The 23056-nt window shown below is 62.9% G+C and carries 20 protein-coding genes; 4 read left to right on the plus strand and 16 right to left on the minus strand.

Features of this window, described 5'->3' with window-relative positions; genetic code table 11:
* Positions 1-63: 63 nt before the first annotated feature.
* From kynU to FJV83_RS33385, 4 genes are read right to left on the minus strand one after another with little or no spacing between them, the layout of a single operon-like run.
* Positions 64-1311 carry a kynureninase gene (kynU, locus tag FJV83_RS33370; RefSeq protein WP_142887031.1) on the minus strand — a complete coding sequence of 416 codons (1248 nt, stop codon included), beginning with the start codon at positions 1309-1311 and terminating at the stop codon, positions 64-66.
* Between the two features lie 34 nt (positions 1312-1345).
* On the minus strand, positions 1346-2269 hold the full coding sequence (locus FJV83_RS33375; protein WP_095774351.1) for an ABC transporter permease: 924 nt from the start codon (positions 2267-2269) through the stop codon (positions 1346-1348).
* Between the two features lie 5 nt (positions 2270-2274).
* A complete protein-coding gene (locus FJV83_RS33380; protein WP_095774350.1) occupies positions 2275-3054 on the minus strand; it encodes an ABC transporter ATP-binding protein in 780 nt (259 codons plus the stop codon).
* A 58-nt stretch (positions 3055-3112) separates the two neighbouring features.
* Positions 3113-4099, minus strand: coding sequence for an ABC transporter substrate-binding protein (locus FJV83_RS33385; protein ID WP_142887061.1), 987 nt, complete (start codon positions 4097-4099; stop codon positions 3113-3115).
* Between the two features lie 153 nt (positions 4100-4252).
* Here FJV83_RS33385 and FJV83_RS33390 point away from each other — a divergent pair, with 153 nt between their 5' ends.
* Both FJV83_RS33390 and lexA read left to right on the plus strand, forming a co-directional pair.
* Entirely contained in the window at positions 4253-5026 is a 774-nt protein-coding gene (locus FJV83_RS33390; RefSeq protein WP_095793024.1) for a GntR family transcriptional regulator, read from the plus strand.
* 374 nt (positions 5027-5400) lie between these two features.
* The gene (gene lexA / locus FJV83_RS33395; protein WP_095774348.1) at positions 5401-6138 is read left to right on the plus strand and encodes a transcriptional repressor LexA; all 738 of its coding nucleotides are present in this window, start codon (positions 5401-5403) and stop codon (positions 6136-6138) included.
* Here the strand turns inward: lexA and FJV83_RS33400 are convergent.
* Positions 6132-8588 carry a ComEC/Rec2 family competence protein gene (locus FJV83_RS33400; protein ID WP_095788811.1) on the minus strand — a complete coding sequence of 819 codons (2457 nt, stop codon included), beginning with the start codon at positions 8586-8588 and terminating at the stop codon, positions 6132-6134. The two genes, lexA and FJV83_RS33400, sit on opposite strands and share 7 nt — an antisense overlap.
* 102 nt (positions 8589-8690) lie before the next feature.
* Here FJV83_RS33400 and gltX point away from each other — a divergent pair, with 102 nt between their 5' ends.
* Positions 8691-10115: a glutamate--tRNA ligase gene (gene gltX / locus FJV83_RS33405; protein ID WP_095774471.1), complete on the plus strand. Its 1425-nt coding sequence runs from the start codon at positions 8691-8693 to the stop codon at positions 10113-10115.
* Positions 10116-10298: 183 nt separating this feature from the next.
* Positions 10299-11627 (plus strand): citrate synthase, encoded by a 1329-nt coding sequence (gltA, locus tag FJV83_RS33410; RefSeq protein WP_095774346.1) that lies wholly within the window; start codon positions 10299-10301, stop codon positions 11625-11627.
* Between the two features lie 33 nt (positions 11628-11660).
* Here the strand turns inward: gltA and lpxB are convergent, their stop codons facing one another.
* The 11 genes from lpxB to pyrH form a co-directional block, all read right to left on the minus strand.
* Positions 11661-12833, minus strand: coding sequence for a lipid-A-disaccharide synthase (lpxB, locus tag FJV83_RS33415; RefSeq protein WP_142887032.1), 1173 nt, complete (start codon positions 12831-12833; stop codon positions 11661-11663).
* Positions 12826-13740: an LpxI family protein gene (locus tag FJV83_RS33420; RefSeq protein ID WP_142876018.1), complete on the minus strand. Its 915-nt coding sequence runs from the start codon at positions 13738-13740 to the stop codon at positions 12826-12828. The genes lpxB and FJV83_RS33420 overlap by 8 nt, the downstream gene beginning before the upstream one ends.
* Positions 13712-14545, minus strand: a complete 834-nt coding sequence (gene lpxA / locus FJV83_RS33425; RefSeq protein ID WP_142887033.1) for an acyl-ACP--UDP-N-acetylglucosamine O-acyltransferase — start codon at positions 14543-14545, stop codon at positions 13712-13714. Before lpxA ends, FJV83_RS33420 begins: the two co-directional genes overlap by 29 nt.
* A 13-nt stretch (positions 14546-14558) precedes the next feature.
* Positions 14559-15026: a 3-hydroxyacyl-ACP dehydratase FabZ gene (gene fabZ, locus FJV83_RS33430; protein WP_020628878.1), complete on the minus strand. Its 468-nt coding sequence runs from the start codon at positions 15024-15026 to the stop codon at positions 14559-14561.
* Positions 15019-16074 (minus strand): UDP-3-O-(3-hydroxymyristoyl)glucosamine N-acyltransferase, encoded by a 1056-nt coding sequence (lpxD, locus tag FJV83_RS33435; RefSeq protein WP_142887034.1) that lies wholly within the window; start codon positions 16072-16074, stop codon positions 15019-15021. Before lpxD ends, fabZ begins: the two co-directional genes overlap by 8 nt.
* Positions 16075-16148: 74 nt before the next feature.
* Complete coding sequence (gene bamA, locus FJV83_RS33440) at positions 16149-18530, minus strand: outer membrane protein assembly factor BamA (RefSeq protein WP_095774340.1); 2382 nt, start codon at positions 18528-18530, stop codon at positions 16149-16151.
* 217 nt (positions 18531-18747) lie between these two features.
* Entirely contained in the window at positions 18748-19890 is a 1143-nt protein-coding gene (gene rseP / locus FJV83_RS33445; RefSeq protein WP_095774339.1) for an RIP metalloprotease RseP, read from the minus strand.
* A gap of 95 nt (positions 19891-19985) precedes the next feature.
* A complete protein-coding gene (locus FJV83_RS33450) occupies positions 19986-20801 on the minus strand; it encodes a phosphatidate cytidylyltransferase (protein ID WP_142887035.1) in 816 nt (271 codons plus the stop codon).
* Positions 20798-21532 carry an isoprenyl transferase gene (locus FJV83_RS33455; protein WP_095774337.1) on the minus strand — a complete coding sequence of 245 codons (735 nt, stop codon included), beginning with the start codon at positions 21530-21532 and terminating at the stop codon, positions 20798-20800. The genes FJV83_RS33450 and FJV83_RS33455 overlap by 4 nt, the downstream gene beginning before the upstream one ends.
* A 32-nt stretch (positions 21533-21564) precedes the next feature.
* Positions 21565-22119, minus strand: coding sequence for a ribosome recycling factor (gene frr / locus FJV83_RS33460; RefSeq protein WP_010909550.1), 555 nt, complete (start codon positions 22117-22119; stop codon positions 21565-21567).
* A gap of 108 nt (positions 22120-22227) precedes the next feature.
* The gene (pyrH, locus tag FJV83_RS33465; protein WP_095774470.1) at positions 22228-22950 is read right to left on the minus strand and encodes a UMP kinase; all 723 of its coding nucleotides are present in this window, start codon (positions 22948-22950) and stop codon (positions 22228-22230) included.
* Between the last annotated feature and the right edge of the window lie 106 nt (positions 22951-23056).

Genomic DNA, 23056 nt, shown 5'->3' on the forward strand with positions numbered 1-23056 from the left:
TTTTGCTTTGGCGCATTTCCTGTGGGAAAACCGCCAACACTTTTCCTGGAATGCGCTGACCTCTCAGGTCACCGCTGTCTTGACCGCGAAACGCGCTTCCTGCCATGCGCCGGTGCGCAGGATGTCCTCCAGCACCTCGACCGCCCGCCAGACGTCCTTGTAGCTGACATAGAGCGGCGTGAAGCCGAAGCGGATGGTCGACGGCGCACGGAAATCGCCGATCACGCCGCGCTCGATCAAGGCCCGCATCACCTGGTAGCCGTGCGGGTGGAGGAACGACACCTGGCTGCCGCGCGCATTGCCGTTGCGCGGGCCTTCGAGTTCGAGGCCGTAGGCGCCGCATCTGGCTTCGACGAGCTGGATGAACAGGTCGGTGAGCGCGATGCTCTTCTTGCGCACCGCCGCCATGTCGACATCATCCCAGATATCGAGTGCCCCTTTCAGCGCCCGCATCGACAGCACCGGCTGCGTGCCGCACAGGAACCGGCGGATACCGCTGCCGGCCGTGTAGCCTTGTTCAAAAGCGAAGGGCCGCGCATGGCCCCACCAGCCGCTCAGCGGCTGGTGGACATCATCATGATGGCGTTTCGCGGCATAGATGAAGGCGGGCGCACCCGGACCGCCATTGAGATATTTGTAGGTGCAGCCGATGGCGAAATCGGCGTTCGCGGCATCGAGCTCGACCGGCAAGGCGCCGGCCGTGTGGCAGAGATCCCAGACGATCAGCGCGCCGACCTGATGGGCCTTGCATGTCAGGGCGGCCATGTCGCGCAATTGTCCGGTTTTGTAGTTGACGTGGTTGACCAGGATGACGGCGACGCGCTCGTCGATCAGTTCCTCGATGGTGGGCGCATCGACGCCTTCGAGCCGCAGCACCGTGCCCGGCCGCGTCGAGGCCACGCCTTCGGCCATGTAGAGGTCGGTTGGAAAACTGTCGCCCTCGGCGACGATGACCGAGCGATTCGGCCGCATGCCGAGTGCCGCATGCAGCACCTTGTAGATGTTGATCGAGGTCGTGTCGCAGACCACCGTCTGGCCGGAAGCGGCGCCGATCAGCCGTCCGAGCTGGTCGCCGAGCGCGACCGGCATGTCGAACCAGCCGGCGGTGTTCCAGGCGCGGATGAGGTCTTGCGCCCATTCCTGCGTCGCCGCCTTCTGCAGCTCGTTGAAGACGGCGGGCGCCGCCGCACCCAGCGAGTTGCCGTCGAGGTAGATCACGCCTTCCGGCAAAATGAAGCGGTCGCGCATGGCGCGCAGCGGATCGGCCGCATCCATGGCTTCGACTGCTGCGAGATCGAGCGGTGCGCGCATGATTTGTGACATTCCCTGGTTGTTTAGGTCCTGATTATTCACGGATGGCTTCGCGGGCCGGCGCGGATCCCCGGCCGCGCTTGAGGCTCGGCAGGGCAAGCATGGCGAGCACGAACAGGCCCGTGGCAAGCTTCAGGTCGGGAGGCGGCATGCCGGCGGCGAGGCAGAACGACACCAGCTGGTAATAGATGATCGCGCCGGCAAAGGGCGCCAGCAGCTGGCGCCAGACCGTCTGCTTGCCGACGACCGCCTCGCCGATCATCAGCGCGGCCAGGCCGTTGATGAGGATACCCAGCCCCATATTGACGTCGGCAAATCCCTGCGACTGCACCATCAGTGCGCCGCTCGACGCCGAAAACGCGCTCGCCAGCCCGACACCGCCGATGGTCGCCGCCCAGACATTGATGCCTTGCGCCTCGGCCATGTCGGGATTGGCGCCGACGGCGCGCACGGCAGTCCCCTTCTCGGTCCTGAAGAACATGTAGAGCGCCGCGAAGACGATGAGCGCGAGAAGGCCGGCGACAACGATCTTGCTGGCCGGAAAACCCGGCCGTGCGAACGGGACCCAGTCGAACACGGTCGGCGAGCCGAAAACCGAGAGGTTGGACTTGCCCATGATGCGCAGGTTGATGCTGTAAAGCATCGTCATCATCAGGATGCCCGCCAGCAGCGTGTGGATGCGGAAGCGCAGATGGATGAAGGCGGTGCAGCAGCCCGCCGCGAAGCCCGCCGCGAATGCGACGACGATGCAGGTCAGCGGCGATACGCCGGCGGCAAGAAGCACGCCGCAGACGCAGCCGCCCAGCGGAAAGGCGCCTTCGCTGGTCAGATCGGGAAAATTCAGCATGCGGAACGGGATCATGATGCCGAGCACGACAAAGGCCAGGATCAGGCTCTGCGCCAGGGTCACCGGCATGATCGCGACAAAGCTGGTGAGAACGTCCTGAATAAAGCCCATGGTGATCAGCTCGCCAGCAACATGCGGTCGGTCTTGATGGAAAAATGGCCGATCAGATCGATAACCGTGACCCTGGCCTTCTCCTCGCCAGTGACCTCCAGCAGGACCCGGCCCGCATCGAGCATGATCACCCGGCTGCCATAGTCGACGGCGTGCTGCATGTTGTGGGTCACCATCAGCGTGGTCAGTTTCAGCGCGTTGACGGCGCGCACCGTCGCCTGCATGACGATCTCGGCCGTGCGCGGGTCGAGTGCCGCGGTATGCTCGTCGAGCAGCAGCAGGTCCGGCGATCCGCCGACAGCCATGATCAGCGACAGCGACTGACGCTGCCCGCCCGAGAGTAGGTCGACACGGGTGTCGAGACGATTTTCAAGGCCGAGGCCCAATATCGACAGGCGCTCCTTGTAGGACGCGAGCCTCGCGGCGTTCAGCCCTTGTCGCAGCGTGCGTTTTCGGCTGCGCAGATCGGCCAGCAGCATGTTCTCCGCCACGGTCATGCTGGCGGCGGTGCCGCGCATCGGATCCTGGAAGACGCGCGCCAATCGCGTGGCGCGCTTGTGCACCGGCATGGCCGTCACGTCCGCGCCGTTGATCAGGATCTTGCCGGAATCCAGGACAAGAGCTCCGGAAATGGCGTTGAGCATGCTGCTCTTGCCGGCCCCGTTGGAGCCGATGACGATGCCGAAATCGCCGGTGGCCAATGACAGGCTGAGGCCGTCCAGCGCGACCTTCTCGTCGGCCTGCCCCTTGTAGAATACTTTGCGCGCGGATCGGATATCGAGCATCGTTCCTCCCTGGCCTGATGGGCGACGGCGACGGCGCCGTCGCCCGTCCAGCCCGATATCAGTCGACGATGCAGCCGCAATCGGCCATCGAAGCCGGTATCTCGATGCCGAACGCGGCCATCGCCTTGCGGGAAATCGTTGCCATATGGTCCTTATAGGCCGGGCGCGACGGCGCGATCGTCTTGGGATCCTTGCCCTTGAGGATCTCGGCCGCGATGTTGCCGGCGTTCATGCCGACCTGCGTGTAATTGACCGCGAAGCTTGCCGGCACGGTACCGTTGCGGACCGCGCTGTCATCGGAGTTGACGACCGGGATTCCCGCCTGGCGCGCGGCTGCAGAGACGGCGGCGATCGCCGGCTGGATCAGGTTCGAGGCCGGACCGTAGATCACGTCGGCCTTGCCTGCGAGCGAAGCGATGCGTTGCTGGATGTCATTGACGTTGTCGATGCCGACTTCGACGACTTCAAAGCCGGCGGCGGGTGCCGCCGCCTTGATCTTTTCGATCAGGGCAACGTCATTGGCCTCGCCCGGATTGTAGGGCACGCCGAAGCGCTTGGCGTTCGGCAGCAGCTTCTTGGTGAAGGCCATTACCGCGGCGACATCCTGCAGATCGCTGGCGCCGGTCATGCCTTCGTCTCCGGCGTCCCACGACGGCACCAGCTTGGCCGCCACCGGATCGGTGACCGCGGCAAAGACGATCGGAATCCCGGAACCGGCGAGCGCCTTCTTGGCGATCTGCGAGACCGGCGTGGTGATGGTATAGATCAGCTTGGGCTGCTCCGCCTGCAGCTTGGCGATCATCTGCGGCACCAGAGATGCATCGAAATTGGTGTGGCTTTCGGTGTAGACGACGTCCTTGCCCTCGACAAAGCCTTTGTCCGTCAGTGCCTTCTTGAAGCCCGCTATGGCGGCATTGAGCTGCGGATGCTCACCGAAATTGGCGATGCCGATGCGTATCTGATCGGCCGCGGCGCTGCCGGCGCTGACCATCAATGCGGCTGCCAGGGCCAATCCCGACAGCCAAGCGGATTTCGACTTCAACATCATTTCCTCCCAGATTTGATCAGCGCCGCTCTCAAGGACGGCAACTGCGGCGATCATGGTCAGTCCCTCGCCGCGTGTCAAACATTATATATAATTCTTGCCATACTCCCCCTTCATATATAATTTTCATAAGCCGATGATGGACGGATCGCGATGCAGGATCAGAACAATTCCACGAAGACCGAGGCGGCCTATCAGCTGCTGCGGCGCGATATCCTGACCACTCGCCTCATGCCGGGGGCGCCGCTCAAGCTGAGCGCGCTGCGCGGCACATACGGCGTCGGCTGGACGCCGCTGCGTGAAGCCTTGTCTCGACTTGAAGCCGAACGCCTGGTCACCGCCATCAGCAATCGCGGCTTTGCCGTCGCTCCCGTGTCACGCGCCGAGCTCGAGGACCTGGCGCGCGCCAGGATGGTTGTCGAAATGCCGCTGTTCCTGGAATCGATCGCGAACGGCGGCAGGGAATGGGAGGACGCGGTCGTTACCGCTCATTACCGGCTCTCCCGCTGCAAGACCGCGGTCGATGACCCTTCCGATGCCGCCGTCGACAAATGGGACGAGAGCCACGAGGCCTTCCATGCGGCGCTGCTGAGCGCGGCGACGTCAAACTGGCTGTTGCGCTTCCGCTCGACGATCGCCGATCAGCTGCGCCGGCATCATCGGTTTCTCGGCCTGGCGCCGACTTTGCGAGCGGCGGCCGGCCTGAAGGACGGCTATGGCGAGGCAATGGACGCGCTGCGCGAGGCGATCGCCATCGAGCATCACACCGCGATCATGGAAGCGGCGCTCGATCGGGATGTAGAGCGGGCAAAGGCGCTGATGACGGCGCATATCGGCTACACGCTGCATGTCTATGTCCACAGCGAAGACAACGGCGCCAACACTTACACCGCGCGCGCCGGCAGCCTGAAAGCGGTTTCCGGATGATGCTTCCGCGGCGTCCGGATCCACGTGGCCGTGCCGGCCTGAACTCACGATCGTTGGCGTTTTGGTTTCGTTTCGTTCTGCCGGAATGGATCGATACGCCGCTCAAATCCGCCCCGCAGACGCCTCCCAAACACCTGATGCCAAACCGCGTTCAGGGCTAGGCCACAGACCATTAACCGAAACGATTTCAATGCGCGTACCGGCAGGGAAATCATTGATCGCGACCCTCTGCCCCGGTCAAAAAATTTCAGACGCGTTAACAAATTCATTAAACTTTAAACAGTTGCGGAACACAACTGGAACAGATAGTGTTTGTTCTGGGTTTGTTTTTCGATTCTGATTCAAATCCGTCGTTCAACGCCTCGGGGGCCGCCATGCTGACACGCAAGCAACATGAACTGCTGATGTTCATTCATGAACGGCTCAAGGAAAGCGGCATTCCGCCGTCCTTCGACGAAATGAAGGAAGCGCTCGATCTCGCCTCCAAGTCGGGCATCCATCGCCTGATCACGGCACTGGAGGAACGCGGCTTCATCCGCCGGCTGCCCAACCGGGCGCGGGCACTGGAAGTGCTGCGGCTGCCGGATTCGATCGCGCCCGGCCTTAACGCGGCAAAGAAATTCTCGCCAAGCGTCATCCAGGGCAGCCTCGGCCAGGGCGGTCTTGGCCGCCAGATCAAACCGGCGCAGTCGCGTTTGCCTGCGGCCGGCAATGATGACGATGCGGTTTCCGCCGTGTCGATCCCAGTGATGGGCCGCATCGCCGCCGGTGTGCCGATCGATGCCATCCAGCACCAGACGCATTCGATCTCGGTGCCGCCGGACATGATCATGGGTGGCGAGCACTATGCGCTGGAGGTCAAGGGCGACTCGATGATCGACGCCGGCATCTTCGACGGCGACACGGTCATCATCCGCAACGCCGACACGGCGAGCCCGGGCGAGATCGTCGTGGCGCTGGTCGACGAGGAGGAAGCAACCCTGAAACGGTTCCGCCGCAAGGGCGCCTCGATCGCCCTTGAAGCCGCCAACCCGGCCTACGAGACGCGCATTTTCGGGCCAGACAGGGTCAAGGTGCAGGGCAAGCTTGTCGGGCTGATCCGGCGTTACTGAGCAGGAGCGGCCGTCTTTTCGGGTTTTTGATAGGGCGCCAGCCCCCTCGCCTCACGCGAAAATTTTCGCTGCTCGTGCCAAGGCCGATACGGCCCGTCCACCGCGAAGCTGACGGTTGGCGGGCCAGTTGCCGATTGGCGGTCGAAGAACACGGCGGCACTGCCTTTGCGGGCAAGTTGCCGTTTGGTGACGACAAGAACCAGCGGATTGTGGCAGGCATCATAGCCCGTCGCGTCATTGACGACGATCAGGTCGGCGAAACCGCAGGCTTTCCAGGTATCCTTGCGGTCTTCGACATGCGCGATGATCGCACCCGACGGGTGCCGTGCAAGACAGACGCCATCCGTGCAGTAGAACGGTGCTCCCGGCGGCAGATTGACGGCATCGGCAATGTCGAATTGCCCGTCCGCCCTGTCGAACATCTCCGGCACGACGATGGTTTCGGACACCAGCGCGCGTTTCCAATTGTCGACGGTGAACTCGTTCGGGCGAGCCCGGCTGACCGCGAGTTCTCCACCGCCGATCGGCAGCGCCACCAACCGCGCATCTTCGGAAATCAGCACATCCGGGGTGCGCGTATCCGATACTGTCAGCAGGCCGGCAAGCGCGAATGGCACTGCCGCGAGCCGCAGCCAGGTCGTCGCCATCGTCGCGATGACCAGGGCGATGGTCACCAGCAGCACGGATCGCTGCGAAATCAGCCCGACCGCATCGACCGGGGAGCGTTCCGATATCCACGCCGATATGGCGATCATTGCGGTCAGGCCCTTGCCCATCACGTAAAGGAAGGGGCCGTCGGCACCAAAGGGCATCGCAAGAGAACTGAGAACAGCGAAAGGCATGACTATCAGTGACACGATCGGCATGACGGCCAGATTGGCGAACAGGCTGAGCGGCGACACACGCTGGAAATGCCAGATGGCAAACAGCGCCGTGGCGCAGCCGGCGATGATGGAGGTCATCGCCAGCCCGCCCGTCGCCAGCAGGAATTTTCGCGTGAGAAAACCCGGCAGAGTTCGCTTTGGCGGTGGCGGTCTTGCTTTTCCCGCATGGTGATCCGCCCAGCCGGCATAGGCGCCGACCAGCGCGGCGGTCGCAGCGAACGACATCTGGAAGCTTGGGCCGACGACCTCATGCGGCGACACCACAATGACGGCGATCGCCGAGATGGCGAGGTTGCGCATGGTCAGTGCCGCGCGATCGAACAGGACGGCAACAAGCATCACCGCCAGCATGATGAAGCTGCGTTCGGCGGCAACGACGACACCGGAAATGACGAGATAGGCGGCGATCGAGAACAGTGCGGCGGCGGCCGCATATTTCTTCACCGGCCGACGCGCGGAAAAGTCCGGAAACAGCGCAAAGGCACCGCGCAGCAGCCCCATAATGGTGCCGGCGACCAGCGCCATATGCAGCCCGGAAATGGAGATGATGTGATAGATGCCGGTGCGCCGCATCGCCTCGTTGATTTCATCGGGAATGCCGGCCCGCACACCGACGATCAGCGCCGCCGCGATCTCACCCTCGGCACCGCCAACCCTGGCCCTGATGTGGTCGGCAATGGCTTCACGAGCATTTTCTATCCCGGAGAAAAGGCGGGCCGTGAGCGGCACCTCGTCGTCCGTGGCTGAGACAAGCTTTGGATTGCCGAGAAAGAAGCCGCTGCCGCCAATACCGGCGAAATAGCTGTCGAAGGAGAAATCGTAGCTGTCCGGCCGCACCGGGCCGGTCGGCGGCAACAGTTTAGCGTAGCCGGTGACCATGGAGCCGGCGGTCATTTCCGCCGGGATATCTCGCGCCGAAAGCCTGACCCTTTCCGGCGCATAACGCAGTTTCGGCCGTGCGGTCGACGTCACGTCGATGGTCAGCCGGATGCGGCCGGTCTCCATCCGGTCGAGCGAAACGACGCGGCCGGTCACTTGCGTCGAGATTTCCGAACCCAGCATCTGGGTGCCCGCCCGCCATGTCTCGACCTTGGCGACAAGCAGGCCAAGCGCGCACAACAATGCCGCCATGAAGCCCAGATGGGTTTTCGGCCAGGAGCGCGAAACAAGCGCACAGACCGCCATCAGCACGACGACCGCGACAGGCTTTGCAAAATCAGGCTCCGCCGCGAGCGAATAATAGCCGATCGCTCCAGCGGCCAGACAAACCGGCACCAGCAGGAAGGCGATGCCCCGGTCAAGCTCGAGCTCCGCTGCCGTCGCCGCACCATGGCGCAGGCGAGGCCAGGAAACCCGGGCGAGTCGCCGCCGGACACGCACAATCCGGCCTGAAGCAGGCGGCGGAAGTGTCGCCGGCATATCCGCCTGCGGCGGTTGACGATCGGAGCCCGGCACCAGAGGCGATAGCGGCTGCGAGACTGGCGGCGGAATCGCAAACAGGGACCGTTCGCTGACGCCAACACCAGCGTCCTCGCCCTGTTCCGAGCCCCGGCCTCGTCCAGCCATCGGGTCTGCCCCTTGCACCGCTGACGCCCTATGCTACATGAACGCGCGACGCGCGAAAGTCCGCGCAGCCGCACCCCGCTTCAGATGGTTTCCGAGAGTTTCATGTCCGACAAGGTCGTCACCCGTTTTGCCCCCTCGCCCACCGGCTATCTGCACATCGGCGGCGCGCGCACGGCGCTGTTCAACTGGCTCTATGCCAAACACACCGGCGGCACGATGCTGCTGCGCATCGAGGACACCGATCGCGAGCGTTCGACCGCCGCCGCGACGGCCGCCATCCTCGACGGCCTCACCTGGCTCGGCTTGACCTGGGACGGCGACGCGGTCTCGCAATTCGAGCGCGCGCCGCGCCACCGCGAGGTCGCCGAAGAACTCGTTCGCATGGGCAAGGCCTATTACAGCTACGAAACGCCGGCCGAGCTCGAAGCCATGCGCGAGGCAGCACGGGCCAAGGGCCTGCCGCCGCGCTACAACGGCCAGTGGCGCGACCGCAGCCCCTCGGAGGCGCCTGCGGGCGTCAAGGGCGCCATCCGCATCAAGGCGCCGACCGAAGGCGAGACGATCGTCCATGACCGCGTCCAGGGCGAGGTGCGCTTCCCCAACAAGGATCTCGACGACTTCATCATCCTGCGTTCGGACGGCAACCCGACCTATATGCATGCCGTCGTCGTCGACGATCATGACATGGGTGTCACGCACATCATCCGCGGCGACGACCACCTGACCAATGCCGCCCGCCAGACCGTGATCTACAACGCCATGGGCTGGGACGTGCCGTCTATGTCGCACATCCCGCTGATCCATGGCGCCGATGGCGCCAAGCTGTCGAAGCGCCATGGCGCGCTCGGCGTCGAAGCCTATCGGGCCATGGGCTACCTGCCGGAGGCACTGCTCAACTATCTGGCGCGACTGGGCTGGAGTCATGGCGATGACGAGATCATGTCGATCAAGGACATGATCTCCTGGTTCGATATCGGCGACGTCAACAAGGGCGCTGCCCGCTTCGATTTCGCCAAGCTGGAAGCCATCAACGGCGCGCATATGCGGCGCATGGCCGACGCGGAGCTGTTGGACATCTTCATCGCCACCCTGCCCTATCTCGAGGGCGGCCCGGCGATGGCCGCGCGCCTCAACGAACACAACAAGGCGCAGTTGCTGGCGGCGCTTCCGGGCCTGAAGGAGCGCGCCAAGACGCTGGTCGAACTCGTCGATGGCGCGGCCTATCTGTTCGCTACGCGCCCGCTGCCGGTCGACGAGAAGGCGGCCCTCCTGCTCAATGACGGTGCCCGCAAAATCCTGCGCGGCGCTCACGAAGCTTTGAATGGGCTGTCGAGCGACTGGACGGCGGCCGCGGCGGAAGCCGCGATCCGCGACTATGCGCTGGCCGGTGGCCACAAGCTTGGCGCCGTGGCCCAACCGTTGCGGGCCGCGCTGACCGGCAAAAGCACCTCGCCCGGCGTGTTCGACGTGCTTGCCGTGCTTGGGCGCGAGGAAAGCCTGGCGCGCATAGCGGATCAAATCGATTAGGAGCGAACTGGCCCAAGAAGATTGGCATTGAAAGGGGCGTTTCGCAGTGCAACATTAGGCCTTGGCCCAATCTGGCACGCACCTCCTAAAATGCGGTGGCGAATACGCGCATTGCGGTGATTTCGACGTGTCGCTCTGCAGAATTTGCCTTTGCCGGCATGAGGAAACAACAAGGAGTTTGCAATGACCGAAGCTGCGAAAAAACTGGATGTGGGCGGCGCGAACCAAGAGGCTATCGCAACGCTTCAATTCGCCGGCAAGACCCATGAATTCAAGGTGCGAAGCGGCTCCGTCGGACCCGACGTCATCGACATCGCCTCGCTCTACAGCACGACCGGCGCCTTCACCTACGACCCCGGCTTCACTTCGACGGCAAGTTGTGAGTCCGAGATCACCTTCATCGACGGCGATGCCGGTATTCTCCTGCACCGCGGCTATCCGATCGACCAGCTGGCCGAACACGGTGACTTCCTCGAAGTCTGCTACCTCCTGCTCTACGGTGAACTGCCGACAAAGGCGCAGAAGGACGATTTCGACTACCGCGTGACGCGCCACACCATGGTGCACGAGCAGATGTCGCGCTTCTTCACCGGCTTCCGCCGCGACGCTCACCCGATGGCCGTCATGTGCGGCGTGGTCGGCGCGCTGTCGGCCTTCTATCACGACTCCACCGACATCTCGGACCCATACCAGCGCATGGTGGCGTCGATGCGTCTGATCGCCAAGATGCCGACGATCGCGGCCATGGCCTACAAGTATCACATCGGCCAGCCCTTCATTTACCCGAAGAACGATCTCGGTTTCGCGGCAAACTTCCTGCATATGTGCTTTGCCGTGCCGTGCGAGGAGTACAAGATCAACCCGGTGCTGGCGCGCGCCATGGAGCGCATATTCATCCTGCACGCCGATCACGAGCAGAATGCCTCGACCTCGACGGTTCGCCTCGCCGGCTCTTCGGGCGCCAACCCGTTCGCCTGCATCGCCGCCGGCATTGCATGCCTGTGGGGCCCGGCCCATGGTGGCGCCAATGAAGCGGCGCTGAACATGCTGGGCGAGATCGGCCATGTTGATCACATCCCGGAGTTCATCGCCCGCGCCAAGGACAAGGACGACCCGTTCCGGCTGATGGGCTTTGGCCACCGCGTCTACAAGAACTACGATCCTCGAGCGAAAATCATGCAGAAGACGGCGCACGAGGTGCTGGGCGAACTCGGCATCAAGGACGATCCGCTGCTCGACATCGCCATGGAACTGGAAAAGATCGCGCTGACCGATCCCTATTTCATCGAGAAGAAGCTCTATCCGAATGTCGACTTCTATTCCGGCATCACGCTGAAGGCCCTGGGCTTCCCCACCACGATGTTCACCGTGCTGTTCGCGGTCGCCCGCACCGTCGGCTGGATCGCGCAGTGGAAGGAGATGATCGAGGATCCGCGCCAGAAGATCGGCCGCCCGCGCCAGCTCTACACCGGTGCGCCGGAGCGCGACTACGTGCCGATCGCCAAGCGCTGACCGAATCTGTCTAGATCATAAAAAAGGCGCCTCTCAGGGCGCCTTTTTTAGATGGCGCAGCACCACGCCCGCCGCGATCTCACCCGATGGCTTGTCCGTCGCCATGCGCCGCGCGATCTCGGCAAAGCCGTCCTTCTGCCAGGCGCGCATGCCGCTGTCGGCGAACAACGCTTCCAGTTGGCGAGCCAGATTGTTCGGCTTGACGTACTCGTTGTAGAACTCCGGGATAAGGGCGCGATCCGAGATGAGATTGGGCAGCAGCGCCGACCAGACCGAAACAAGATACGGCGCAACGGCACGGGCGACCGGATCGAGCCTGTAGGACGACACCATCGGCACACCAGCCAAAGCCAATTCCAGCGATACGGTTCCCGATGCGATCAGCGCGGCGTCGGCCTTGCCGAAAGCCTGCCATTTGCGTTGCGGATCAACGATGATTTCGGGTTTTTCGTCCCAACGGTTGACCGAGGATTTGACGAGATCGGCGACATGCGGAACCGTCGGTAGCAGCAGTCGCAGCCGATGCCCGCGCGCGCGCAGCATCGACACGGTCTCGCCGAATGGTTCGATCAGCCGCAGTACCTCGCCGCGCCGCGAGCCCGGCAGGACGAGCAATGTCTTGATTCGGTCCTGGGCAAGATCGCGCGGCAAGGCCTGCGCCTTCTGGGCGGCAAGAACGCCCGCATCATGCGTCAGGCGATGCCCGACATAGGTGCCCGGCGGGCCGCCCAGCCGGTCGAGTTCCTTCACCTCGAAAGGCAGGATGCAGAGGATGTGGTCGACATAGGGCTTCATCGCCACCGCCCTGCCCGGCCGCCACGCCCAGACGCTCGGGCAGACATAGTGGATGATCGGTATCGACGGATTGGCCGCCCGCACCTTCCTGGCGACGCGCAAGGAAAAGTCCGGACTGTCGATGGTGACCAGGCAGTCCGGCTTTTCCTCGGCGATGGTTTTGGCCAGTTGACCGATCCGCCTGATGAGACGCGGCAGATCGCGCAGGACGGCACTGAAACCCATCAGCGCGATCTCACCGGCATCAAAGGGGGACACCAGGCCCAATTCGCCGAGATGCCGGCCGCCGAGGCCAACAAGCTGCACCTCGCGACCTGTTATCTGGCGGAGCGAGCGCACGATGTCGGCGCCAAGCAGGTCACCCGATTCCTCGCCGGCGACGATCGCGATCTTCAGCCCCTTGTCAGCCATGCGTGGGCTCCGCTGCGGCCAGGCCGACGATGAACAGGCCAAGTTCATTGGCGCACGACAGAGTCGCGGGGCCTTCGAGGATCAGCGAGCGCCCCGCTTCGACGGCAATGCCGGCAAGCCCCGCCGCATGGGCGGCTTCGACCGTCTGCGGCCCGATGGACGGAAGGTCCGCGCGCAGTTCCTGGCCAGGCTTGGCGCATTTGACCAGGACGCCGCGGGTCTTGCCGGCGATGCGGCCGTGGCCACGCAGCAGTTTGGCGCGGTCGAGCAATCCGGCCGTACCCTCGATACCCTCGAGCGCGATGGCCCGGCCGCCGACCGCGATCGCCGCCTGGCCGATATCCAGCGCCCCGATGGCCTTCGCCGCCGCAAAGCCTGCCTCGATGTCGCGCCAATCCGATTTCTGCGGCGCCGCTTTGGTCAAGACGCCTTCGGCGGCGACCAGGCTCGGCACGATCTCGTGGGCGCCCATGACCTTAATCCCTCGCGCCTCAAGACCGCGCGCCACCACCTTCAGCAAGCCATCATCGCCACGCGCCAGCGCCATGACAACAATTGGTATCACCGCCAGCAGGCTAAGGCTTGGGCGCAGATGCGTCAGCCTTGGCCGGCGCTTGATCTCGCCGGCAAGCACCAGATGGGTAATCCGGTGGCGTTTGAGCAAAGGAATAAGCGAGCCTATCGCCTCCAGGGCAAGGGTCTCATGCTCGTACCGGCACAATTCCGGCAGACGGTCGGCTTCGCCCTCCATGAGGACGATGAAGGGCGGATAACCTTGCCCGGCCGAGCCGGCCGCGACTTCGACCGGAAGACTGCCGCCGCCTGCGATGATGCCGACCCTGGCATCTGGCGGGAGATCAAGACCGGCGGAAGCGGCCTCAGTCTTCATCGTCGGTATCGTCGCCATCGCTGCCTTTTAGCGATGGCACTGCATAGTGCCGCTTGCCGCGACTGCTGATGAAGTCGACGATCTTCATGGCGGTCGGCGAAGAGGCGAACTCGGCCTTGGCGAATTCGATGTTCTCGCCGACGGTGCGGGCGCGGTCGAAAATTGTCTTGTAGGCTTTGCGCAACAGATGGATTTCGGAACGCGGTAGACCGGCGCGCTTGAGGCCGATGATGTTCAAACCGCGCAAGCTGGCGCGGTTGCCGACGGCAATGGCATAGGGAATGACGTCACCAACGAAGGCCGAGCACCCGCCAAGAAAGGCATTGTCGCCGACGCGCACGAATTGATGAACGGCACTGAGGCCGCCTATGTAGACGTTGTCGCCAATCTCGCAGTGGCCGCCCAGCGTCGCGCCATTGGCGAAGGTAGCGTTCTTGCCGACAACGCAATCATGGGCGATGTGGGCGTAGGCAAGGAAATTGCCGTTGTCGCCCACTGTCGTTTCGCCGCGGCTGGTGTCGGTGCCGACATGCATCGTGACGCCTTCGCGGATGGTGCAGTTGGCGCCGATGACCAGCGTCGTGCGGCCGCCCTTGTGTTTGGTGTTCTGCGGCGGTGCGCCCAATGTCGCCATCGGATAGACCTTGGTCGAGGCGCCGATGGTGGTCGCGCCTATGACGGAGACATGGCTGACCAGTTCGACACCATCGCCGATCACGGCCTCGGCGCTGATATGGCAGAACGGCCCTATGCGCACGCCCTGACCGATTTGAGCGCCCTCTTCCACGACGGAGGAAGGATGGATTGAAGTCTTGATTTTCATAAGCACTCGATCGTCAGTCGCCGGTGACCATCATGGCTGAAATCTCGGCCTCGGCCGCCTTGGTGCCATCGACCAGGGCTTCGCAGGCGAATTTGAGCAGGTTGCCGCGCTTCTTGATTTTCTTGACGTGAATCTTCAACTGGTCGCCGGGAACGACCGGTTTGCGGAATTTGGCGTTGTCGATGGTCAGGAAATAGACCAGCGACGGCTTCGACGCCCCAAGGCTGCGGATGCAGATGGCGCCTGCCGTCTGCGCCATGGCCTCGACGATCAGCACGCCCGGCATCACCGGCTGCTCCGGGAAATGCCCCTGAAAATGCGGCTCGTTGATGGTGACGTTCTTGATGCCGACGGCGGAATCGTCGCCATCGATGTCGACGATGCGGTCGATCATCAGGAAAGGATAGCGGTGCGGCAGGAGCTTCATCAGCCCCAGTATGTCGACCGCTTCCAGCGTCGTCGCCGCCACCATATCAGCCATTGTCCTTGCCCTGCTTGCGTGCCCTGGCCATCGTGCGCAACATGGCTATCTCCCGCATGGCTTCCGCCATCGGCTGTGCCGGATAACCGCCCCAGATCTCGCCGGCGGGAACATTGCTCATAAATCCACTTCTGGCGGCAAGCTTGGCCCCCGAGCCGATGGTCAAGTGATCCGCGAGCCCGACGCCACCGCCCATCGTAACGTTGTCACCCACGACCACGGAACCGGAAATACCTGAAAGCCCCGCCACTATGCAATTGCGGCCGATGCGGACGTTATGGGCGATCTGCACGAGATTGTCGATCTTGGTGCCCTGACCGATGATCGTATCGGACATGGCGCCGCGGTCGACGGTGGAATTGGAGCCGATCTCGACATCATCCTGGATGACGACCCGTCCGATCTGGGGAACGCGTTCCGGGCCCTTGGCACCGCCGACAAAGCCGAAGCCGTCCTGGCCGATCCTGGCGCCACCATGGATGATGACCCGGTTGCCGATCAGCGCATACTGGATGCTGGCGCCCGGGCCGACATAGCCGTCACGGCCGATCTGGCAGGATTGTCCAATGACCGCGTTTGGCGCGATGACGGTGCCCTTGCCGATCGAGACGCCTGGCCCGATGACCACACCGGCCTCGACTATGGCGCCGGCTTCGACATGCGCGGTCGGATCGATATGGGCATGCGCTGAAACACCGGTTTCACCGGTCATTGGGCCTGGCGTGGCGGCTGTCGGAAACAGCAGCCGACCGACCAGCGCGAATGCCTGTTGCGGACGCGGATGGATCAATACGGCGACGCCGGACGGCGCCTTGTTGGCGAATTCCGCCGGACACAGCACCGCGGCCGCCCGCAATGATGGCATCAGCGCGGAATTGCGCCTGCCGTCGACGAAGACGAGCGCATTTGCGCCGCCTTCGTGGGCCGGCGCCAGCGCCTCGATCGAAACGTCGGATTGGCCGGAATCGACAAGCACCGAGCCAGTCAGATTCGCGACTTCGGCCGCCGTATACCGGCGTGATGGCGCGAAGAACACCGGTTCGGTCATTCCAGAAGCAATATCCAGCTAGGTCGGAACATTTCTCCCGGATCCAAAAATCCGGGAGCATCGTTGGCCGCCGATCAGAAGCGGGTCGATATGCCGAAGTTGAATTCCTGCACGTCGTCGCTCGCTTCCTTCTTGACCGGGATCGCATAGTCGATACGGATCGGACCGAACGGCGAGGCCCACATTAGGCCGACGCCGACCGAAGCGCGCAATTTCATGCCGGTCGAGTCCTGATCGACCAGTGTCTGATCAGCAATCTTGTTGCCGTAGAGCGTTGCAGCGTCGGCGAAGACCGCGCCACGCAGGCCGAAGCTCTCGGGAACGACCGGCAGCGGGAACTGGGCCTCGGCAGAGGCGTTGAAATAGGTCGTGCCGCCCAGATGGTCGCCAACACCGGAGGAGTCGACCGGACCGATGCCGCCATAGGCAAAGCCGCGGATCATGCGGTCGGTACTCTGGAACTGATCGAAGATGCGCAGACCACCTTCGTTGCCGTAACCCTCGACGTGGCCAGCGCCACCTGAAATGAGGCCGACAAGGTCGAGCTGTTCGGACAGAGTCTGATAGACGCTGCCGCGACCGGTGATCTTCACGAACTTGGCATCGCCGCCGAGACCCGCGACCTCCACCGTCGTGTTGGCATAGATACCCTCATGCGGGTTCTTCATGTCGTCGATGGTGTTGTAGACCAATCCCAGGCTGACCGAAGACTTGATCCAGGGGCTTTCTGCGATGCCATCCAGGATGGCTGGCGAAATCGTACAGGCGCCGTCTGGGTCTCCGACACTGGTAGGACCGCAACTGTCGTCGACCTTATACTTCTCCTGAGAGATATTATACGCCAGCTGGGTCGTGATGCTGTTGGTGATCGGCAGCCCGAAGCGAACCGTCGCACCTACGGTATCGCTGTCATAGTTGTCGTTGTATTGCCTCGTCGACTTGTAGATGTCGAAGCCGGCGGCGATGCGCCGTCCGAGGAAATACGGCTCGGTAAATGACACGCTGTAGTCGCGCGAATTCTTGCCGCCGCCCGCCGACAGCTTGATGAACTGGCCGCGGCCGAGGAAGTTGCGCTCGGTGATCGATCCTTCGACGGACGGGCCTGCCGAGTCACCGCCGGTCGAATAGCCGGCGCCAACGGAGAATTCACCCGTCGACTTTTCGACCACGTCGACCACAAGCACGACCTGATCGGGCTGCGAGCCGGGCACCGTCGAGATTTCGACTTTGTCAAAATAATTCAGGTCTTCCAGGCGTTTCTTCGCGCGCTGGATGAGCACCTGGTTAAACGCATCGCCTTCGCTGACATCGAATTCGCGGCGGATGACATAGTCACGCGTGCGGTCATTGCCGCGGATCTCGATGCGCTCGATATAGGCCTTGGTGCCCTGGTCGACCGTATAGACCACCGAAATCGTATGGTTCTCGAAATTGCGATCGCCGCGCGGCGTTACCTGCGCGAAGGCATAGCCTGAACCGGCCACCTTCTCGGTGAGAGCGATGATGGAGTCCTCGACATCCTTGGCGTTGTAGACATCGCCCTTGTGGGTCTCGACCACCGATTCTAGCGACTTGGAGTCGACTTCCGGGATCGTGCTTTCGACGCTGATATCGCCGAAATTGTAGCGCTCGCCTTCCTGGACGGTGATGGTGACCGTGTATTTGTTCGTCGCATTGTCGAGTTCGCCGACGGCCGACACGACCTGGAAATCGGCGTAGCCGTGGTTGTAATAGAAGCGGCGCAGCAGCTCCTGGTCGGCGCGCAGCTTGTCCTCGTCATAGACGTCGTCGCGCAGGATGAACGACACCCAGGACGAACGCTTGGTGTTGATCACGTCCGACAGACGGCGGCTCGAATAGGCGCTGTTGCCGACGAAATTGATCGCCGCGATCTGCGTACGGTCGCCTTCGGTGATGTGGAACACCACGTTCACGCGGTTGTCGCCGAGTTCCATGATCTGCGTGGTCACGCCTGCATCATCGCGGCCAATGCGCCTATAAGCGGCTTTCACGGCCTCGACGTCGGAATCGAGCGTCGCCTGGGAGAATGTGCCACGCGGCTTCAGCTGGACCGCCGCCTGGAGCGCGTTGTCCTTGAGCTTCTTGTTGCCCTGGAACAGCACCTGGTTGACGACCTTGTATTCGGCAACCTTGACCACCAGCGTCGAGCCGACCTGATTGATCTGCACGTCCGAGAACAGGCCAGTGCCAAACAGCGCCTTGACGGCCGCGTCCACATCGGAACTGGAGAAGGCCTTGCCGGGCTTGATGGTGATGTAGTTGCGGATGGTATCGGCGTCGACACGCTGGTTGCCGCTCACCTCGACCCTGCTGACGACAGCGGCTTCAGCCGCCGATGTGGCAACGAATTGTACTGCGAGCGCACCTGGCACGACCAGAGCGGCGGACAGTGCCGCCGCTGACGCGGCGCTCAGAAACTTGGATGCTGCCTTCATCGGGCTTAATAACCTTTTCTCGTAGTCCCCACGGCGAGAAAACCGGACGTGCGGTAATTTCCCCTACCGTATTAACCGGATTTTCCCTACACGCAAGGCTTCTGGTTAATTTGTATTTACTTAACCCTGGTGCGTGGCTTTCGCGTCACTCATATCCCCGTGCATGGTAAACGGCGTCTCAACATCGACCATGCCAAAGCCAAATTTCTTCATGATTTCAGCACCCAAACAGATCGTTCCAGAATACGAAACCCATGAAGCACAAGACCAGGAGCAGACCGGCCCGATAGGCCATTTCCATCATCCGTTCCGACACCGGCCGGCGAATGACGGCCTCCACCCCGTAGAACAACAGATGGCCGCCGTCGAGGGGGGGAATCGGCAAAAGGTTTAGAATACCTATGCCAACGGAGAGCAGCGCGACGAGCTGCACGAGCCATTCGAAACCGAGTTTCGCCGCCTTGCCGGCCATGTCCGCGATCTTGACGGGACCGCCCAATTGGCACTTGTCCTCGCGCCCGACGGCGAAACGCTGCAAGAACTGGCCGGTGCGTTCGATGACGTGGCCCGTTTCCTCAACTGCCGCCGCAACCGCCCCGACCGGTGTGTAGGTGATGAGACGCGGCTGACCGAGTTCCTTGTTGTTGACAACGCCGATCACTGCGACCTTGACCTTGTTGCCGAGCGCGTCTTGCTGCTCCATCAATTGCGGCGTCGCGGTCACCGTGATTTCCTTGCCGCCGCGCAGCATGACAAAGGTGATGGTATCGCCGGCGCGGCCCGAGACCAGCCGCTGCACATCGCCAAAGGTTTCGACCTTGCTGCCGTCGACACTGACGAATCGATCGCCAGGCTGGATGCCGGCCTTTGCCGCCGGACTGTCCGCTGTGACTTCCGCCACCATGGGCTCTGCGACATAACGCCCATAGGACGCAAACAGCACGGAGAAGACGACGATCGCCAGCAGGAAATTGAACAGGGGTCCAGCCACCACGGTCGCCGCACGCTTCCAGATGGCCTGGGTGTGGAAGGCAACCTTGCGCTCCTCGTCGGTCAGCGTTTCGAGCTCTTGCGAGGTGGGCTGGCTGGAGGTGGCGTTCATGTCGCCGACAAATTTGACATAGCCGCCAAGCGGTATGGCGCAAAGCTTCCAGCGCGTGCCATGCCGGTCGTTGAAGCCGATGAGTTCGGGACCGAAGCCGATCGAGAAGGCCCTGACTCCGATGCCGCACCAGCGACCGACGAGGTAGTGGCCCATCTCGTGGACGAACACGACCACGGTCAGCACGAAGAGAAACGGCACGAGCGTGCCGAGAAAAAAGCCTTCGGTGCTGAAAATCGCGTGAAGAATCCCGTTCAACTCATGCCCTCAAATTCTTCCGCTGTCGCGGTGACTGTGACATCAATCCAGGCGAATCCAAGGCACGCCCGCACCAGATCGTGAAACGACACCGTTCAAATCGGAAATAGCCCCTGCGCCGGATGATCGGCGCCCGCCGAAATCCAGCCAATGACGTATAGGGCAAGAGCCGCCGCGACAAGCCCGTCGACACGGTCCATGACACCGCCATGGCCTGGAATGAGCACGCCCGAATCCTTGCGGCCATGCCGCCGCTTGACCCAGGATTCGAACAGGTCTCCAGCCTGAGCGATAATCGAAAGCACAAGCGCCACGAGGCCAAGCAAGGCCAGATTGCCGGCACCGGCGGCGGCTGCCAGCACGACCCCGGCGACAACGCCGCCAACCGCGCCGCCGACCGCGCCGCTGCGCGTCTTGCCGGGCGAAATCGACGGCGCCAGCTTGGGACCACCGACGGCGCGCCCGACGAAATAGGCAAAAATGTCGGTCGCCCAGACGACCGCGAACAGGAACAGGATGGCGACGAGGCCCGGAAGGTCGCCATCACGCAACAACGCAAGCGACAGGCCGGACACGCTGGCATAGGCAAGACCGCTTGCCTCCCACTGCCCGGCCTTGCGAACCAGGGCGGCAGTCGCCGTAACGGCGATCAGAATCGCGACGAGCAGCAGCAGCCACCATGCGGCAAGCCCGGCAATCAAGGCACCGATGAAAACGACGGCCAGCGCCTCGGGCAGGAAGCCCAGCCCATGGGCCGCGGCTGGCCGCGACATGCGTGTCCACTCGTAGAAGATCATCGCCGACATGGCCGCGCACAGCAGTCGGAATGGCAGGCCACCAAGCCAGGTCAGGCCGAGGGCGATGACGGCAAGCACGACCGCTGAAATGACGCGGAGCTGAAGGTTGCTCATCCCGCGGCCGGTCGCGAAGCGACGTCTTGCGGGCCCACTCCGCCGAAACGGCGCTCGCGGCCGGCAAATTCGCGCAACGCCTCGGCAAGGTGTTCGCGGCTGAAGTCAGGCCAATAGCAAGGCAGGAAGACGAGCTCGCTGTAAGCGGCCTGCCACAAGAGGAAGTTGGACAGGCGAAGCTCGCCGCTGGTGCGTATGACCAGTTCCGGATCGGGAATGCCTTGCGTGTCGAGACAGCCGGCAAAGCTTTCTGCTGTGATCGATTCGGCGTCGATTTCGCCGCGCGCCGCGGCCAAGGCAAGCTTGCGCGCCGTGCGGACGATCTCGTCGCGCCCGCCATAGTTGAAGGCGATCACCAGCGTCAGGGACTCGTTACGCGCGGTCAGCGATTCGGCCTCTTCGAGCAACCCTCGGATGTCGGCCTGCAGCCCTGCCCTGTCGCCGATGATCCTGACCCGCACGCCGCTCTGGTGCAGTTCGGCGAGATCACGGCGGATGAACAGCTTCAACAGTCCCATCAGGTCGCTGACCTCGGCCTTCGGCCGCGACCAGTTTTCCGACGAGAACGCATAGACGGTCAGGTAGGAGATGCCGAGATCGGGCGCCGCGCGCACCGTTTTGCGCAATGCCTCGACGCCGGCGCGATGACCGGCAAGCCTCGGCATGCCGCGCGCCTTGGCCCAGCGTCCATTTCCATCCATGATGATCGCGACATGCGCGGGCGTTGTCATGATCTCGCTTTCGGGTCAGCCGGCCGCCAACCCTAAACCTGCATGATTTCAGCTTCCTTGTCGGAAAGCAGATGATCGATGGTGCTGATCGTTTCGTCTGTAAGCTTCTGGACCTGATCCGAACGCTTGCGCTGATCATCCTCGCTGATAACGCCGTCCTTCTCGGCCTTCTTCAGGAAGTCCATGCCGTCGCGGCGCACATGGCGCGCGGCGACACGCGCATTCTCGGCATAGCCGTGCGAGATCTTGACCAGTTCCTTGCGGCGCTGCTCGTTGAGCTCCGGCAGCGGAATCCTCAGATTGGTGCCGTCGACGATGGGATTGAAGCCCAGGTTGGATTCGCGGATGGCGCGGTCGACGGCGCCGACCATCGACTTGTCCCAGATCGACACCGAGATCATGCGCGGCTCCGGCACCGTGACGTTGGCCACCTGGTTGATCGGCATGGTGGTGCCATAGGCCTGCACCTGGATGGCATCGAGCAGATTGCTGGAGGCGCGGCCGGTCCGCAGCGAAGCCAAATCATGCTTGAACGCGGCGATTGCCCCATCCATGCGCCGCTTGAGATCGTCGTACTCACCACTCATCTTAGTCTCCTCGACCCGTCTGCCGCGGGTTCACTGCCTCGGGGCAAGGCCCCGTTCGAGCCTGATTTTCGAAAAGCCGGTCTCCCTTTCCAGGGATCAGGCTCCGGATCAACCGTCCGCGACGACCGTGCAGCGGCCGCCGCCCCTCAGAATATCGCCGAAACCACCTTTTTCGTGGATCGAATAGACGATTATCGGAATGTTGTTTTCGCGCGCAAGTGCAATCGCAGCCGTATCCATGATGGAAAGGCCTCGATTTATGACTTCGGCATGGCTGATGCGCTCGAAACGCGTCGCATTCGGATCCTTTTTTGGGTCGGCCGAATAGACGCCATCGACCTGCGTGCCCTTGAACAGCGCATCGGCGCCGATTTCGGCCGCGCGCAGCGCCGCCGCCGAATCAGTGGTGAAGAACGGATTGCCGGTGCCGCCGGCAAAGATCACCACCTTGCCCTGGTTCATGTAGGCGGTGGCCTGGCGCTGCGAAAAGCTTTCGCACAACTCCGGCATGGCGATCGCGGACAGCACCACGGCGTCGACGCCGATCTTGTTCAGCGAGGTGCGCAGCGCCAGCGAGTTGATGACCGTGGCAAGCATGCCCATGTGGTCGCCGGTAACGCGGTCTCCGCCCTTGGAGGCGACAGCCACACCACGGAAGATATTGCCGCCGCCGATGACGACGCCGACCTCGATGCCAAGCGCTCGGGCCTCGGCGATGTCAGCGGCGATGCGATCCACGACGGAGACATCGATGCCGAAATGCTGTTCGCCCATCAACGCTTCGCCCGACGCTTTCAGCAAGACACGTCGGTAGAGGGGCTTCACCGTCATCTGGTCCTCGTCATTTTTCATGTGGTCGCGCCTGGGCTGGCCGCCCTCGCGCAGGCGCCGCGCCCGAACATTGGCACGATGCCGAGTTCCGATACACGAAGGGCGC

Origin of the sequence: Mesorhizobium sp. WSM4307 (genome assembly GCF_007003945.1) — a bacterium.
In the GTDB taxonomy this organism is placed as follows: Bacteria; Pseudomonadota; Alphaproteobacteria; order Rhizobiales; family Rhizobiaceae; genus Mesorhizobium.

Excerpts from the sequence above, each read along its gene's own strand:
- FJV83_RS33420 (WP_142876018.1), bottom strand. The coding sequence starts at position 13,740 with ATGGCGACGATACCGACGATGAAGACTGAGGCCGCTTCCGCCGGTCTT.
- gltA (WP_095774346.1), top strand. The coding sequence starts at position 10,299 with ATGACCGAAGCTGCGAAAAAACTGGATGTGGGCGGCGCGAACCAAGAG.
- FJV83_RS33390 (WP_095793024.1), top strand. The coding sequence starts at position 4,253 with ATGCAGGATCAGAACAATTCCACGAAGACCGAGGCGGCCTATCAGCTG.
- lpxD (WP_142887034.1), bottom strand. The coding sequence starts at position 16,074 with ATGACCGAACCGGTGTTCTTCGCGCCATCACGCCGGTATACGGCGGCC.
- fabZ (WP_020628878.1), bottom strand. The coding sequence starts at position 15,026 with ATGGCTGATATGGTGGCGGCGACGACGCTGGAAGCGGTCGACATACTG.
- kynU (WP_142887031.1), bottom strand. The coding sequence starts at position 1,311 with ATGCGCGCACCGCTCGATCTCGCAGCAGTCGAAGCCATGGATGCGGCC.
- frr (WP_010909550.1), bottom strand. The coding sequence starts at position 22,119 with ATGAGTGGTGAGTACGACGATCTCAAGCGGCGCATGGATGGGGCAATC.
- lpxA (WP_142887033.1), bottom strand. The coding sequence starts at position 14,545 with ATGAAAATCAAGACTTCAATCCATCCTTCCTCCGTCGTGGAAGAGGGC.
- FJV83_RS33385 (WP_142887061.1), bottom strand. The coding sequence starts at position 4,099 with ATGTTGAAGTCGAAATCCGCTTGGCTGTCGGGATTGGCCCTGGCAGCC.
- FJV83_RS33455 (WP_095774337.1), bottom strand. The coding sequence starts at position 21,532 with ATGACAACGCCCGCGCATGTCGCGATCATCATGGATGGAAATGGACGC.
- gltX (WP_095774471.1), top strand. The coding sequence starts at position 8,691 with ATGTCCGACAAGGTCGTCACCCGTTTTGCCCCCTCGCCCACCGGCTAT.
- FJV83_RS33450 (WP_142887035.1), bottom strand. The coding sequence starts at position 20,801 with ATGAGCAACCTTCAGCTCCGCGTCATTTCAGCGGTCGTGCTTGCCGTC.
- pyrH (WP_095774470.1), bottom strand. The coding sequence starts at position 22,950 with ATGACGGTGAAGCCCCTCTACCGACGTGTCTTGCTGAAAGCGTCGGGC.
- FJV83_RS33380 (WP_095774350.1), bottom strand. The coding sequence starts at position 3,054 with ATGCTCGATATCCGATCCGCGCGCAAAGTATTCTACAAGGGGCAGGCC.
- FJV83_RS33400 (WP_095788811.1), bottom strand. The coding sequence starts at position 8,588 with ATGGCTGGACGAGGCCGGGGCTCGGAACAGGGCGAGGACGCTGGTGTT.
- FJV83_RS33375 (WP_095774351.1), bottom strand. The coding sequence starts at position 2,269 with ATGGGCTTTATTCAGGACGTTCTCACCAGCTTTGTCGCGATCATGCCG.
- lpxB (WP_142887032.1), bottom strand. The coding sequence starts at position 12,833 with ATGGCTGACAAGGGGCTGAAGATCGCGATCGTCGCCGGCGAGGAATCG.
- bamA (WP_095774340.1), bottom strand. The coding sequence starts at position 18,530 with ATGAAGGCAGCATCCAAGTTTCTGAGCGCCGCGTCAGCGGCGGCACTG.
- lexA (WP_095774348.1), top strand. The coding sequence starts at position 5,401 with ATGCTGACACGCAAGCAACATGAACTGCTGATGTTCATTCATGAACGG.